At 67.9% G+C, this 13,721-nt stretch carries 8 protein-coding genes; 5 read left to right on the top strand and 3 right to left on the bottom strand.

Features of this window, described 5'->3' with window-relative positions; genetic code table 11:
• The first annotated feature begins 38 nt into the window (after window positions 1-38).
• Both ABQJ54_RS04085 and ABQJ54_RS04080 read left to right on the top strand, forming a co-directional pair.
• A complete protein-coding gene (locus ABQJ54_RS04085; RefSeq protein ID WP_367852986.1) occupies window positions 39-1,703 on the top strand; it encodes a right-handed parallel beta-helix repeat-containing protein in 1,665 nt (554 codons plus the stop codon).
• Window positions 1,704-1,714: 11 nt separating this feature from the next.
• Window positions 1,715-3,583: a beta-galactosidase gene (locus ABQJ54_RS04080; RefSeq protein ID WP_367852985.1), complete on the top strand. Its 1,869-nt coding sequence runs from the start codon at window positions 1,715-1,717 to the stop codon at window positions 3,581-3,583.
• A gap of 135 nt (window positions 3,584-3,718) precedes the next feature.
• Here the strand turns inward: ABQJ54_RS04080 and ABQJ54_RS04075 are convergent, their stop codons facing one another.
• The 3 genes from ABQJ54_RS04075 to ABQJ54_RS04065 are packed head-to-tail and all read right to left on the bottom strand — an operon-like array spanning window position 3,719 to window position 8,294.
• Window positions 3,719-6,058, bottom strand: a complete 2,340-nt coding sequence (locus ABQJ54_RS04075) for a glycosyl hydrolase family 95 catalytic domain-containing protein (RefSeq protein ID WP_367852984.1) — start codon at window positions 6,056-6,058, stop codon at window positions 3,719-3,721.
• Window positions 6,058-7,119 carry an alginate lyase family protein gene (locus ABQJ54_RS04070; RefSeq protein WP_367852983.1) on the bottom strand — a complete coding sequence of 354 codons (1,062 nt, stop codon included), beginning with the start codon at window positions 7,117-7,119 and terminating at the stop codon, window positions 6,058-6,060. The genes ABQJ54_RS04075 and ABQJ54_RS04070 overlap by 1 nt, the downstream gene beginning before the upstream one ends.
• Window positions 7,116-8,294, bottom strand: a complete 1,179-nt coding sequence (locus ABQJ54_RS04065; RefSeq protein ID WP_367852982.1) for a glycoside hydrolase family 88/105 protein — start codon at window positions 8,292-8,294, stop codon at window positions 7,116-7,118. The genes ABQJ54_RS04070 and ABQJ54_RS04065 overlap by 4 nt, the downstream gene beginning before the upstream one ends.
• Window positions 8,295-8,412: 118 nt before the next feature.
• On the opposite strand from ABQJ54_RS04065, the gene ABQJ54_RS04060 reads away from it, so the two are divergent.
• The 3 genes from ABQJ54_RS04060 to ABQJ54_RS04050 are packed head-to-tail and all read left to right on the top strand — an operon-like array spanning window position 8,413 to window position 13,691.
• Window positions 8,413-9,615 carry a DUF4861 family protein gene (locus tag ABQJ54_RS04060; RefSeq protein ID WP_367852981.1) on the top strand — a complete coding sequence of 401 codons (1,203 nt, stop codon included), beginning with the start codon at window positions 8,413-8,415 and terminating at the stop codon, window positions 9,613-9,615.
• 21 nt (window positions 9,616-9,636) lie between these two features.
• Window positions 9,637-11,517, top strand: coding sequence for a beta-galactosidase (locus tag ABQJ54_RS04055; RefSeq protein ID WP_367852980.1), 1,881 nt, complete (start codon window positions 9,637-9,639; stop codon window positions 11,515-11,517).
• A complete protein-coding gene (locus ABQJ54_RS04050) occupies window positions 11,514-13,691 on the top strand; it encodes a phosphocholine-specific phospholipase C (RefSeq protein ID WP_367852979.1) in 2,178 nt (725 codons plus the stop codon). The genes ABQJ54_RS04055 and ABQJ54_RS04050 overlap by 4 nt, the downstream gene beginning before the upstream one ends.
• Window positions 13,692-13,721: the final 30 nt, after the last annotated feature.

Below are 13,721 nucleotides of genomic sequence, written 5' to 3'. Positions count from 1 at the left end.
CTTGCACCCTGCAAGCCGCGCAGGTGCAGGTACGCAAGTTGCGCGCCCAAGACCACGACAACATCGCCGTGCAGTTGCAGGACGGCACCTATCGCCTGCAACAGCCATTGCGATTCTATGCCCTGGACAGCGGCGCAAGCGGCCATCCCGTGCGCTGGCAGGCGGCACCGGGCACGCATCCGGTGCTGTCCGGCAACCGGCTGGTGCAGGGCACGCGTGATGGCGCGCTGTGGAGTTTCGCGTTGCCGTCGAACGATGCGCCATCGAGCATCTACATCGATGGCCAGCGCCGCTGGCCGTCCCGCAGCGGGACCTGTCCGCACTGCGTGGTGGATGCCAAAGGCTTGTCGAACGTGCCGCCAGCCATCCTGCACACCCTGCAGGTCGGCTCGCTGGCGGTGATGCACGAGCGCTGGCGCGATTTCCGTTGCGGCGTGGTTGCGCTGGGACAGGGCCGCGTCGACCTCGCGCAGCCGTGCTGGCACAACGCCACGCTGGACTCGGCCAAGAACGGCTGGTCGGTGGCCAGCCCCGTGGGCAAGTACTACGCCGGCGTGGACTGGTTCGAGAACCTTGCCGGCGATCCGTCCGCGCCCGGCAGTTACACGATCGATACTGCGCACCGCATGCTGCGCTATCGGCCGTTGCCCGATGAAGCCGCGCAGGCGCCTTCCATCGAACTGCCCGCACTCGAACAGCTGCTGGTGCTGAAAGGCTCGCATGATCTGGTCTTCAGCGGCATCACCTTCGCCGGCACCGAATGGCGCAAGCCGGAATCCGCCGATGGCTACGTACCGTTGCAGGCGGGCTACCTGGTGGACGGCGACAGCCGCACCGCGCTGCCCGACAATGGCGAGGGCATGACGCGCATCGGCAGCGCCGTGGATGTGGAAGCGGGCCGCGACATCGTGTTCGACCGCGACAGTTTCCGGCAGCTCGCGGCGGCGGGCATCGCCCTGGCGGGCGGCACGCACGGCGCGGCGGTGACGAACTCGCGCTTCACCGACATCGGCGGCGGTGCCGTGTTCGCCGGCGACACGGAAGGGCACCCCGCCGACCCGGCCAGCAAGACCTCCGGCATCGTGATCGACGACAACCGCATCGACCACGTGGCGCTGGCCTACCGCGACAACGTGGCGATCATGGCCGGCTTCGTCAACGGCATCGAGATCGCGCACAACACCATCAGCGATCTGCCTTACAGCGGCATCTCGGTGGGCTGGGGCTGGGATTACGAGGGCGAGACGCCGGTGCAGTCGTCCATCCATATCGTGGCCAACCGCATCGAGCGCGTGATGCAGCTGCTGGCCGACGGCGGTGCGATCTACACGCAGGCGCAATCGACGCCGGGCACTTCGTGCGTGGTTCGCAACGTCACCGACATGCGCCACAGCGGCGAAGGCAACGGCATCTACCTCGACGAACACAGCACGTACTTCGACGTCGAGCACAACGTGGTGCTGGGTTCCTGGGTAAGTGCCTGGGCCTCGTGGAGCGGCCACCTGCGCATCACCGACAACTGGACGGACGGCGCCGGCAAGCCGCACAACCCCGGCCCCACCAAGCTGTGGTCACCCAACTTCACCCACCTGAAAACGCTGCCGGCAGCGGCGCTGGCGGTGCAGGATGCGGCGGGTGCAAGGGACGGCCAGCCCGAACCTGCGTTGCCCATCCGTGTACCGGCCGCCTGCCCGTACCCATAGGAGACGGACCGATGCAACGCAGGCACTTCCTGAAACTCGGCGCGCTCGGCGTGGCCGGCACGCTCGCCGCGGATTTCCGGCTGCGTGCCGATGCGCTTCCCGCGCAGGACGAGCGCGCGCCGCGGCCCAATGACGGCAAGCCGCACCGCTTCAGCTTCGGCAAGCGGCAGTTCCTGCTGGATGGCAAGCCGTTCCAGATCAAGAGCGGCGAGATGCACCCGATCCGCATCCCGCCCGTGTACTGGCGCCAGCGCATCCGCATGGCGAAGGCGATGGGCCTCAACACCGTCAGCTTGTACCTGATGTGGAACGCCTACGAATCCGAGCCCGGCGTGTTCGACATGACCACGGGCGCGCGCGATTTCGCGCGCTTCATCCGCATCTGCGCGGAGGAGGGCATGTGGGTGTACCTGCGTCCCGGTCCCTTCGTCGCCGGCGAGTGGGACTTCGGCGGACTGCCGCCGTACCTGCTGCGCGACCCGAGCATTGTCGTGCGCACCAAGGATGATGCGCGTTACATGGCCGCGGTGCGCCGCTATTTCGACCACGTCGCGCCGCGTATCGCGCCGCTGCTGGTGGCGAACGGCGGGCCGATCCTGATGCTGCAGATCGAAAACGAATACGCCTCGTATGGGCGCGACCTCGGTTACCTCGAAGTGCTGCGCCAGTTGTGGCTGGAGCGTGGCATCAATGGCCCGTTCTCGATTTCCGACGGGCTCAGCCAGATCCAGTCCACGCACACCTACCTGCCGGGCGTGGCGCTGGGTCTGGACGGCGACACCGATTTCGACGCGGCGCAGGCGATCGCCGGCGATCATCCGGTGTGGATGGGCGAGGGCTATCCCGGCTGGATTTCCTCCTGGGGCGATGCGGATTTCCCGAAGGACGATTTCGAGCCGACGCTGAAGCAACTGCTGGCTGCCGGGCGCTCGTTCAATCTCTACGTGGTGCATGGCGGCACCAACTTCGGCCTGACCTCCAGCGGGATCTCGCGCGCGGACGGCAGCGGTTTCTCGTCGGTGACCACGAGCTACGACTACGGCTCGCCGATCAACGAACACGGCGCGCCCGCGCCGGCCTACCACCGCTTCCGCGCCTTGCTCGCGCAACACTCCCCGCGCAGCCTGCCCGAAGTGCCGGCGACGCCACCCATGGCGGGTTTCGATCCGGTGCAGGCGAAGCCGGTGGCCTCGTTGTGGGATCTTCTCCCGGCGCCGCAGAAGGTGCACGCGCCGCGTTCCAACGAGGAACTGTTCGCGCAGAACCAGGGCATGGTGCTCTACCGCAAGCGCGTGCGCGGCCGGCAGCTGCAGCTCACCGGCGTGCACGACTACGCCACGGTGTTCACGGACGGCAACTACGTGGACTACGTCTCGCGCGTCGTCGACCCTCGCCTGCACACCTCGGGCAAGTTCGCGTTGGACGGGCAGGAGCGCGTGCTCGACCTGCTGATCGACAGCTTCGGCCACATCGGCAACGCGCAGATATACAACGACCGCAAGGGCCTGGTCGGCGGCGCGAAACTGGATGGCCAGACGCTGCTGGACTGGGACGTGTACAGCCTGCCGGTGGACGACGCGCTGCTGCAGCGCATGCGCAACGCGCCTGCGCCGTCGGCACCCGACCGGCCGGGCCTGTTCTTCCGCGCCGAGGTCACGCGCGACGTCGAAGCCGATGCGTACGTGGACATGAGTGCGTGGCGCAAGGGCTACCTGTGGGTCAACGGCCATCTGCTCGGGCGCTACTGGAACCTGGGTCCGCAGCAGCGGCTGTATTGCCCCGCGCCGTGGTGGCGCAAGGGCGTCAACGAGATCCTCGTGCTGGATTTCCATCGCACGCGTGGTGCGACGATTGGTGGGGCCACCAGCCTGCACGGTTGAGGCATGTGTCGAAGCTGGCTCTGTTCGCCCGTCATCCCGGCGCAGGCTGGGATCTAGCAGCGACAAGGCTTATTCGAGCCGTACCGCCACTGGATTCCGGCCTGCGCCGGAATGACGATCCGGGTGGCTGATGTCTTACGGCATGCCGATATGCCTCTTGCCCAGCGATTTCGGCTCGGTAGCTGCGGCTCCACGGATAGCAGCGTAGGGAAGACTCGCGTTAGGCAGATCGACACGTTCGACCAGGTAAGCCTTGCCGGCCTGGGCATCGAAGCTCAGCACGTTCTGCTTGCCGGCCTCGGCAACGCGCTTGCCGCTACCTGACTCGACGGCTTCGATCGATTTCCCTGGCCACGGATTGCGCACCTTCATGTGCCCCTCGGCACCCGCCTCGATCACCACCGTGTCCGGCACGCCGTCGCGTATCTGCAGGTCGACCTTGCTGCGTTGCCGGATGTGGACCGTGGCATCGGCGTTCCAGCCTTTCGGCCATGCGGGTGCGATGCGGATCAGGCCGTCGTGGTCCTGCACCAGCGCATCCTGCAGGGTGGCGGCGACCACGCCGATCTGTTCGACGTAGAACTCGTTGCCGGTGAACTTGGCGAAGCCGCAGGGGTATTGCTGGTATTTGCCGGTGAGCGTGAGCAGGGCGGTTTTCACCTCGTCGGCGAGGCCGAGGTGGGCGGCTTGCAGCGGGTCATAGCTCCAGTCATTCTCGAATTTGTTCGGGCGTTGCATGTAGGTGCGCACGCCGAGCGCGTGCAGCGGGCCGCTGTCGTCGATCAGGCCATAGGGCCAGACGGGTTCGAGGCTGATGTTCTCGGTGTTCTGGATCGTTGCATTTGCATCGTACGACGGGCCGATCACCCTACCTGCGCTCGTTTGCCGCAGCGGGAACGCGGGGATCTTCGGCAACGCCTGCTGCAATTCGGCGACCAGCTCGGCATCGATGTGCAGGGTGTTCGCCGCCTCGATGATGATGGGGAACACCGCTTTCATCGCCGCGAGGTCGGTGGTGGGGTCGTGCACGTCCCACTGGGTCTCGTGTGCGTTGGAGGGGGAGGTGTGCAGCCGGCCGTCCGCGCCGGGTCTGGCGTAGGCTAGCAGGAAGCGCGCGGAGGCGGCCATCACCGGGTAGTTGGCGGCGAGGAAGCTGCGATCCCGCGTGGCGAGGTATTGCCGCCAGATCCACAGCGACACTTCGGCGCCGGTGGTCAGGGTGCGCGCGTTGTAATACGGCGGCGACTTCGCGCTGCAGTTGATGCGTGGCCCGCCCATCCAGCTTTCGTTCTCGTAGCCGCGGCCGTTGAAGCGCATGGTTTCCGGCACGCAGGCGCCGGGGCGGCCATCCATCTGCGCGCGCGTCCATGCCTCGATGTTGGCGAGGTTGTTGCGGTAGAGGTTGAAGTACGGCGCATTCAATGCGTACAGGCCGGCGCCGAGGTTGGCGGCGACCTGCATGCGCAGATTCCAGTGCCAGTAGGCGGAGGGTGCCCAGCGATGCTGATCGCGTGTGGAGGCGAACAGGTCGGCGAGGCCGGCCTGCGAGCCGGGCAGTGGACCACGGCTCTCGGCGGCGGTGGCGTACAGGTCGATGGCGCGCAGGTTCTCCATGTATTCCGCACTGCCGTCGGTGGAGCCGAGTTTCATCAGGCCGGCGCGCTGCCAGAACGCGTTCCACCAGTCGCGGTGCGCGGCGTCGGGAGTCCTGCCGGCGTCGGCGAGCAACGATTGTGCGCGTTGCAGGGCATCGCCGCCTTTCCACTCCGGCGCGGCGACCAGTATGCGGAACGAACCGTCAGCCGCGGGCTTGAACGACAGCTCCACGGCCTGCGGCCCTTGCACCTGCGCATGCACGTCGCGGGCCTGCGCCGTGATCGCGGCCAGCGAACCGAAGGTCTGCCCGGACGCACCCGCCTCGCTGTCGTCCTTCCACGTTTCGGCGAGCACGGCCACGCCCTGTTGCGCGATGGTCTGTGGCTTGCGCGGTTGCCACAGGTGCAGCAGCACCGACTGCCGCACATTTGGATCGGCGCCATGCACTTCGACCACGGCAACGTCGGTGTCGGGTTGCACGTAGACCATGGCCTGCATGCCTGCGCCGCTCTCGCGGAACTCGCCATCGTGGAGGGCGAGCCGGCCCGCATAGTCGGATGCTTTGGCCAAGGGCTTGAGGCCAGCGAACACCACCTGGCCCGGCGACAGGCGCCCCGGCAAGGTGTCCGCGCGATTGAGCTGCAGGGTCAGGCCGTCTTGCGACCAGACGGCGAGGCCAAGGCACCCGTTGCCCAGCGGCATCGCCTCGTCGGCGCGCAGGTTCGCGTGCTTCAGCACGATGTCGGAGCGGCTCACCACGCCGCCGACGTCCGCGTTGAAGCGCTGGTCGTGCCACGCGGTGGTGGTGTCGGCGGCATTGCACAGGGGCATGACCAGGCCGGCGGCGAATGTGAACGCGGCGAGCGCGATACGTTTCATCACTTGTGCTCCAGTGATGGCGCACAGGCTTGCAGCACGGACGGTGCACCGCCCAGTTGTTCGGCCAGAGCCCGGTACTTCGGCAGCAGCACCGCCGCCTGCGCATATAGCGCGGCGCTGTTGTGCGGATCCCAGATGCCGCCGTAACCCTTCAAGCCGGCCTTCTGCCGCTCGATGTCGAACGGCTCGCTGGTGTGCACGAATTCCTGGTGCTGCCGCTTGCCCTCGGCATACGGTGCCAGCCAGTCCAGCGCGGCGGCGAGGGAGCTGCCGGTGGCCGAGCGCGCTTCGAGCAGGTTGTCCTTGCCATAGGGCGAGAGCGCCAGCGCGGCCTGCACCAGCGGTTCGAGGTCGTAGGTGACGTAGTGCAGGGCGTCGCGTTGCGCGAAGTCCACCGTGCTGCCGTCGGGGCGGATATTCGCGGCGACCTGGGTCAGCAGCCGCTCGCGTGCGGCGGCGACCGGCTGCGGATCGCCCAGCGCGGCGGCGCTGGTGGCGAGCAGCTTGATGCGATGGCTCTGCCAGTTGTTGATGTCGTTGATGTAGGTGGAGCCGGCCTTGGCCTGCAGGTGGGCGAGATAGCCATCGGCGATGCGGCGGATCAGCGCGGCCATCGCGTCGCGCGTGGAGGCCGGCAGGGCGTCGCGGGTGAGCGCGTAGGCCTGGAACAGGTTGGCGAGGTTGGTTTCGTCGATGGGGTTGAAGTCGGGCTGGTAGGTGCTGGCCCAGGCATCGAGGTAGCGCGTCACCTGTTGCAGAAGTTCGGGCTTGCCGCTCAGGCGCCAGGCCACGGCGGCGCGCAGCGCCAGCGGCCAGTCGCGTTCGGCCGTGGCGCTGGCGTCGTGGATGCCCTGGTGCGGCAGCAGGCCCTGCGTGTGTACGTGGACCATGGGCTGCGGTTGGTCGTGCAGGTGCGCCAATGCCTCGGTCACCACGGCAGCGTTCGCATGGGCAGGCGCTGGCGTCGCCAGCGGGCACCACCAGCGCGGCGCATCGGCGGCGTGCGCCGTTGCGCAGGCAAGGGTGAGCAGGGCGGCGGGCAGGAGCTGGCGTGTGTTCATCGTGATTTTTTCTCGCTCAAGGCTTCCACTTCGCCGGCGGCAAGCAGGAAGGCGCCCACGCCATACACGTAGCTGGCGCCGGGTGGGTAGTCGCCGGGGGCGGCGCCGATCGGCTGGATGTCGCCGAGGCGGCCATCGGCGTAGATCTCGCCCACCAGGCCGCGCCAACCGCGTTCGATCACCGGGCGATAGGTCGCGCCGTCGAGCACGCCGTGGTGCACGCCCCAGGCCAGCGCGTAGACGATGAAGGCGGAGCCGGAGGTTTCAGGGCGCGGATAGGCGTCCGCATCGAGCAGGCCAGCACGCCACAGGCCATCACGACCTTGCAGTTGCGCGAGCCGCGCAGCCATTTCGCGGAACTGCTGCAGGTAGCGCGGGCGCTGAGGATAGCTGGCGGGCATCAGCGTCAGCACGCGCGCCAGGCCGGCCATCACCCAGCCGTTGCCGCGGCTCCAGAACAGCTTTTGCCCGTTGCGCTCGCGCTTCTGCAGGTAGGAGGCGTCGCGGCTGTAGAGATGTTCCGCCGGGTCGTACAGCAACGCGCTGGTGATCCACCACTGGCGATCCATGTAATCGAGATACGCCTTGTCGTGCGTGGCATCGGCGAGGCCGGCCCAGGTCGCCGGTGCCATGAACAGCGCATCGCACCACCACCACAGTGGATGCTGCGCATCGTCGGGAATGCGCATCTGCATGTCGTAGCGCTCGCGCAAGGGTTGCAGCATCGCCGGATCGGGCGTGCGTGCGTACAGCGCCAGCCAGGCCTGTGCCACCGCCTGGTCATCGGCGTGGTGCACGCGCGGGCCCAGGCCCCAATGCGTGTGTTCGCCCACGCCGCGCACGTAGTCCGCATAGCGCGGGTCGTGCAGCAGGTCGCTGGTGCCGAGGAAGCCGAGGTAGAGCGGGGCGAAGGTCCAGTCCAGGCTGTCGTGGTGGTCAACGCGCGGGAGTTGCCATGTGGCGACCAGGGCCGCAGCGCGGCGGATGTCGGCGGCCTTCATCGCACCGGAGAGCTGCGCGCGCGGCCCGGGGTTGGTTGGCGCATCGCCGGCCTGCGGATCGTCGGCGCGTGCCGGCGGGGGCGACAACGCCAGCAATGCGGTGGCCAGCAGGCACAGCGCGCAGGCCAGCAGGCGTGATGAAAATGGTGACGGAACGGGGCGTGCAGTCGACATGGCGATCCGTGATCTGGGCATGTTGTGGGCTGGGTCGAGCTTAGGCTAGAGTTTCAAAAGGTTTCAATAACTTTTGAAACTTTCGATTTCTTTCTGTCGGGTGGGCTCGGGCATGGCGATGGCGACACGCGGTATCGGGGGCGGCATCGCGCTGCTGGCGGCACTATGGGTGGCCACGGCAGGTGCGGCACCGGCTTCATCGACACCGCTGGAAGTGGCGGTGAGCAACCCGCTCGCGCTGGCCCGCCATGGCGAAGTGCTGTCGCTGCCCATGGCCGAGGTGCTGCAACGCCGACCGCAATGGCGCTCGCGCAGCTTGGCCGCGCGCGTCGAGGGCAGTACCGCGTGGCTGCCCGTGCAGGCCTATGCCGGCGATGGCGGTGCCGTGCCGGACCAGTTGCTGGTGCAGCTCGACATCGCGCCAAAGGCCACCGAGCAACTGGAGATTCTTCCCGCGCCCGCTTCGATGCCGGCGACGCCGAATCCGCTGTTCGCGCGCCTCGTACCCGAGCGCGACGACGACTTCGCATGGGAAAACGAGCAGGTGGCGTACCGCATCTACGGCACCGCGCTGGAAAAGACCGGCCAGGTGTTTCCCGGCATCGACGTGTGGTCGAAGCGGCCGCCGCGGCACGTGGTCAATGCCTGGTACAAGCGCGACGCCGAAGGGCAGCGCCTGAACGATCCCTCGATGTCCTACCACATCGACCACGGCGACGGCCTGGACAGCTACGACGTGGGCCACACACCCGGCGATGGCGGCACCGCGGGCTGGCTGGACGGCGCGCCGGTCGCCTCGCGCAACGCCTCACAGGTGCGCATCACCGCGCAGGGGCCGGTGCGGCTGCGTTTCGAGGTGGACTATCCGGCATGGCGCGTGGGCGACGTGACGCTGCAGCAGCACAAGGTCATCACGCTGGATGCCGGTTCGCATCTCAACCGGCAGGTGGTGACCTGGCGCATCGTAGGCGCGCCACGCGCCACCGTGGCCGCGGGCGTCGCCGTGCATGCCGGTGCGGATCTCGTGCATGACGGCGCCCCGCGGATCGTCGTGTGGGACACGCCGCAAAAGGCCAGCGCCGGCCGCATCGCCACCGCGCTGCTGCTGGCGCCCGGCGAAACCGCGCGCTACGCAGGCACGCACGACGCGGCCTGGGCGCTGTTCGACGTGGCCGACGGCGACAGCATCCGCTTCGCCTCCGGCTCCGGCTGGTCGCAGGGCGACATGCCCGATTTCCGCAGCTGGCAAAACTATTTGTATGATTATTCGATGCGCTGGTCGCATCCGCTGCAGGTGCGTTGGCCGGCAGCCCGGCACTGACGAAACCATCGAGGAATCCGCATGCAACGTCGAACCTTCCTGCGCTTGAGCGTGCTGACTCCACTGGCCTTGGGCGCAGGCTGGCGTGCCGGCAATCTCCGCGCCGCTGCCGCCGCCACAGCCGGCATCAAGCCCGATGGCCGCCCGCACCGCTTCGAACTTTCCGCGCAGCACTTCCTGCTCGACGGCAAGCCGTTCCAGATCCGCAGCGGCGAGATGCACCCGATCCGCATCCCGGCCGAATACTGGCGGCATCGCATCCGCATGGCGAAGGCGATGGGACTCAACACGATTTCCATCTACCTGATGTGGAACGCGCTGGAATCCGCGCCCGGCGAGTTCGACCTGACCACCGGCAATCGCGACTTCGCGAAGTTCATCCGGCTGTGCCAGGAAGAAGGCATGTGGGTGTACCTGCGCCCCGGCCCCTACATCTGTGGCGAGTGGGATTTCGGCGGGTTGCCGCCGTACCTGTTGCGCCATCCGCACATCCGCGTGCGCGACAAGGACGACGCCGACTACATGGCCGCGGTGCGCCGCTACATCGCCACTGTCGCGCCGGTGGTGAAGCCGCTGCTGGCGGAGAACGGCGGACCGATCCTGATGGTGCAGGTGGAGAACGAATACGCCTCGTTCGGCCACGATCTCGCCTATCTCGAAGCGATCCACGCGCTGTGGCAGCAGCACGGCGTGCACGGGCCGTTCTCGATTTCCGATGGCCTCGAGCAGGTGCGCAAGGCGAAGACCTACCTGCCGGGCACCGCGCTGGGCCTAGACGGCGACACCGATTTCGCGGGCGCGCAGGCCATTGCCGGCGAGATGCCGGTGTGGATGGGCGAGGGCTATCCCGGCTGGATCACCCACTGGGGCGACAAGGATTTCTCGCGCGGCGACTTCGCCGGCACGCTGGGCAAGCTGCTGGCAGAGGGGCGCTCGTTCAACATGTACGTGGTGCACGGCGGCAGCAACTTCGGCTTCGGCGCGGGCGCCAACGCGAATGGCGACTACTCGCACTTCCAGCCGGTGATCACCAGCTACGACTACGGTGCACCGATCGACGAGCACGGCGCACCCACGGTGGACTACCACACCTTCCGCAAGATGCTTGCCGCCCACGCGGCGCAGCCGTTGCCCGAGGTGCCGGTCACACCGCCGATGGCCGGCTTCGCGCCGTTCACGCCGCAGCCATACGCCGCGCTGTGGGACAACCTGCCAGTCGCGAAGCAGGTGCGGCGCCCGCAACCCAACGAGCTGCTGTTCGGCCAGGACCACGGCATGGTGCTGTATCGCCGTCCGCTGAAGGGCGGCGGCGAGCTGACGGTCGATGGCGTACGCGATTACGCCACGGTGTTCCACGGTGGGCGTTACGTCGATTACCTGTCGCGCGTGCAGCATCCGAAGCTGCATGCGGGCAACCGGTTGCAGTTGCCGGCAAGCCACGGCGAGGCGCCGCTGGAAATCCTCGTCGACAGCTTTGGCCATGTCGGCTTTGGCCAGGCGATGGCCGACCGCAAGGGCATCGTTGGCGAAGTGCGGCTCGGCGGCCAGCCGCTGGAGGGCTGGGAGGCGGTGAGCCTGCCGCTGGATGGCAAGTGGCTGGCGTCATTGCGGCCGTTGCGCGGCAAGCCCGCGCGGCCGGGCGTGTTCTTCAAGGCCGGCCTGGCGCTGCAAAAGCCGACCGACTGCTATTTCGACATGGCGGACTGGGCCAAGGGCTACCTGTGGGTCAACGGCCGCCTGCTGGGCCGCTACTGGAACCTGGGCCCGCAGCAACGGCTGTATTGCCCCGCCTCGTGGCTGCGCGCAGGCGACAACGAGGTGCTGGTGTTCGACTTGCACCGTACCGAGGCGGCGTCGATTCGCGGCACGGAAACATTGAAGGACGAGACTCCCGCTTCATGACCAGCTCCAGTTGTACCGGTTCCAGTCGTCGTCGCTTCCTCCGTCTGATGGCTACCAGTGCCGGCGCCGCCGCTGGCAGCATGCTGTTGCCGCCGAGCATCCGCCAGGCGCTGGCGACGCCGGCCCACCGCGCCAGCGGCAGCATCCGGGACGTCGGACATGTGGTGATCCTGATGCAGGAGAACCGTTCGTTCGATCATTATTTCGGCACGCTGCGCGGCGTGCGCGGCTTCAATGATCCGCGCCCGCATCTGCTTCCCGATGGCAGGCCGGTCTGGTACCAGCCGCCGGCGCGGAGCAAAACGAAGCGCTACCACGATCGCGGCGTGCCGGACGATGCCGCCTACGTGCTGCCGTTCTACCTCGACCCGCGCACCACCACCGAACACCAGAACTGGCTGGACCACGGCTGGAACAGCGGCCACCTGGCCTGGAACCAGGGCCGGTACGACCAGTGGGTGGAGCAGAAGCAGGACCCGCTGACGATGGGTTACCTCAAGCGCGAGGACCTGCGTTTCCATTACGCGCTGGCCGACGCGTTCACCGTCTGCGACGGCTACCACAGCTCGATCCACGGGGCCACGGCGATGAACCGGATGTACCTGTGGTCGGGCACCTGCGATCCGCGCAATGCCTACGGCACGCGGCCGACCGGCCCCGGCATGGACGAGCGCATGCACGTCAACGGCTACACCTGGACCACGTACCCGGAACGACTGGAGGCGCACGGCATCTCGTGGAAGCTGTACCAGGGCGGCAGCGGCCAGCCGGGCACGCCGACCGACAATTTCACGGACAACGCGCTGGAGTATTTCGCCAGGTACCAGGTGGCCGAGGGGGCCGATCCGCTCGGCCCGCTAGTGCGCAAGGGCGCATCCACGCACACGCTGGCCGAATTGCGCGACGACGTGCTGCACGATCGCCTGCCGCAGGTGACCTGGATCGTGCCACCGAAGAAATACAGCGAGCATCCGTCCGCTTCGCCCAGCGACGGCGCCGACTACATCAACCAGGTGCTGGAGGCGCTGGTGGCGAATCCGGCGGTGTGGAGCCGCACGGTGCTGTTCCTCAACTACGACGAGAACGACGGCCTGTTCGACCACGTGGTGCCGCCGATGCCGCCGCTGACCAGCTGGTCGAACGGCAACGGGATGGTGTCGGACGGGTTGCGCGACAGCCTCGACGACGAGTTCCTCGATCTCGACCGTTATCCCGGGTACCAGCCGTCGCTGGTGCCCGGTGCGGATCCGGGCGGCCTGCAACCGATCGGGCTGGGGCCACGCGTGCCGATGGTCGTGGTGTCGCCGTGGACCACCGGCGGCTGGGTCTGTTCGCAGACTTTCGATCACACCTCGGTGCTGCAGTTCCTGGAGGCGCGCTTCGGCGTCGCCGAACCGAACATCAGTGCGTGGCGCCGCGCGGTCTGCGGCGACTTGCTCGCTGCGTTCGATTTCGCCGGGCCGCCCGACCGCCGCATCCATCATTTCCACCCGCCAGCCGCGCTGCACAGTGCCAACGCGCCTTTCCTGGTGCCGGCGGCGCAGGCTATGCCGGTGCAGGAGCCGGGCGTCCGCCCCGCGCGCGCCTTGCCGTATGCATTCGCCGTGCAGGGGCGCGAGGAACGTGCCGCCGGGCGGTTCTGGCTCGACTTCGACAATGCCGGCAGGGCGGGCGCCGCCTTCTACGTCTACGACAACATGGCGCCGGAACGCGCGCCGCGGCGCTACACGGTATCGGCTGGCGACCGTCTGTCCGACTACTGGGTCCCCGCGCCCGGGCCCGGCGCCTATGACCTCACGGTGCGCGGCCCGAACGGCTACCTGGGCCATTTCCGGGGGAGCGTCGGCGCGGGTTCCGCCCGGCAGGCCACCGCGCTGGAAGTGCAGCTGCAGCCCGACACGGCGTCGGGCCGGCTGGTGGTGCAACTGCGCAACAGCGGAACGGATGCCTGCCGTTGCCGGATACGCAATGCCTATGTCCACGAAAATCCGCGCGATTGCGAGGTGGCCGGCGGCGCCAGCGTGGAGAGTGCATGGCAGCTCGACGCCAGCGCGGGCTGGTACGACCTCATCATCGATCGGCCCGGCGATCCGCTGTACCTGCGCCGCTTCGCCGGCCATGTCGAGAACGGCCGGCCCAGCACCAGCGATCCCGGTCCGGTGTCGCCGGCGTAGACGCGCCGCAGTGCTTCCGCGTCGCGGAAC

Source organism: Rhodanobacter lycopersici (assembly GCF_040812335.1).
In the GTDB taxonomy this organism is placed as follows: domain Bacteria; phylum Pseudomonadota; class Gammaproteobacteria; order Xanthomonadales; family Rhodanobacteraceae; genus Rhodanobacter_A; species Rhodanobacter_A lycopersici.
Note: the sequence above shows the minus strand (reverse complement) of the source record. Positions and strands in the feature narration are given on the sequence as shown.

Bases quoted from the DNA above. Each gene is read 5' to 3' on its own strand.
- ABQJ54_RS04080 (WP_367852985.1), top strand. From the start codon at position 1,715: ATGCAACGCAGGCACTTCCTGAAACTCGGCGCGCTCGGCGTGGCCGGC.
- ABQJ54_RS04075 (WP_367852984.1), bottom strand. From the start codon at position 6,058: ATGAAACGTATCGCGCTCGCCGCGTTCACATTCGCCGCCGGCCTGGTC.
- ABQJ54_RS04070 (WP_367852983.1), bottom strand. From the start codon at position 7,119: ATGAACACACGCCAGCTCCTGCCCGCCGCCCTGCTCACCCTTGCCTGC.
- ABQJ54_RS04065 (WP_367852982.1), bottom strand. From the start codon at position 8,294: ATGTCGACTGCACGCCCCGTTCCGTCACCATTTTCATCACGCCTGCTG.
- ABQJ54_RS04060 (WP_367852981.1), top strand. From the start codon at position 8,413: ATGGCGACACGCGGTATCGGGGGCGGCATCGCGCTGCTGGCGGCACTA.
- ABQJ54_RS04055 (WP_367852980.1), top strand. From the start codon at position 9,637: ATGCAACGTCGAACCTTCCTGCGCTTGAGCGTGCTGACTCCACTGGCC.
- ABQJ54_RS04050 (WP_367852979.1), top strand. From the start codon at position 11,514: ATGACCAGCTCCAGTTGTACCGGTTCCAGTCGTCGTCGCTTCCTCCGT.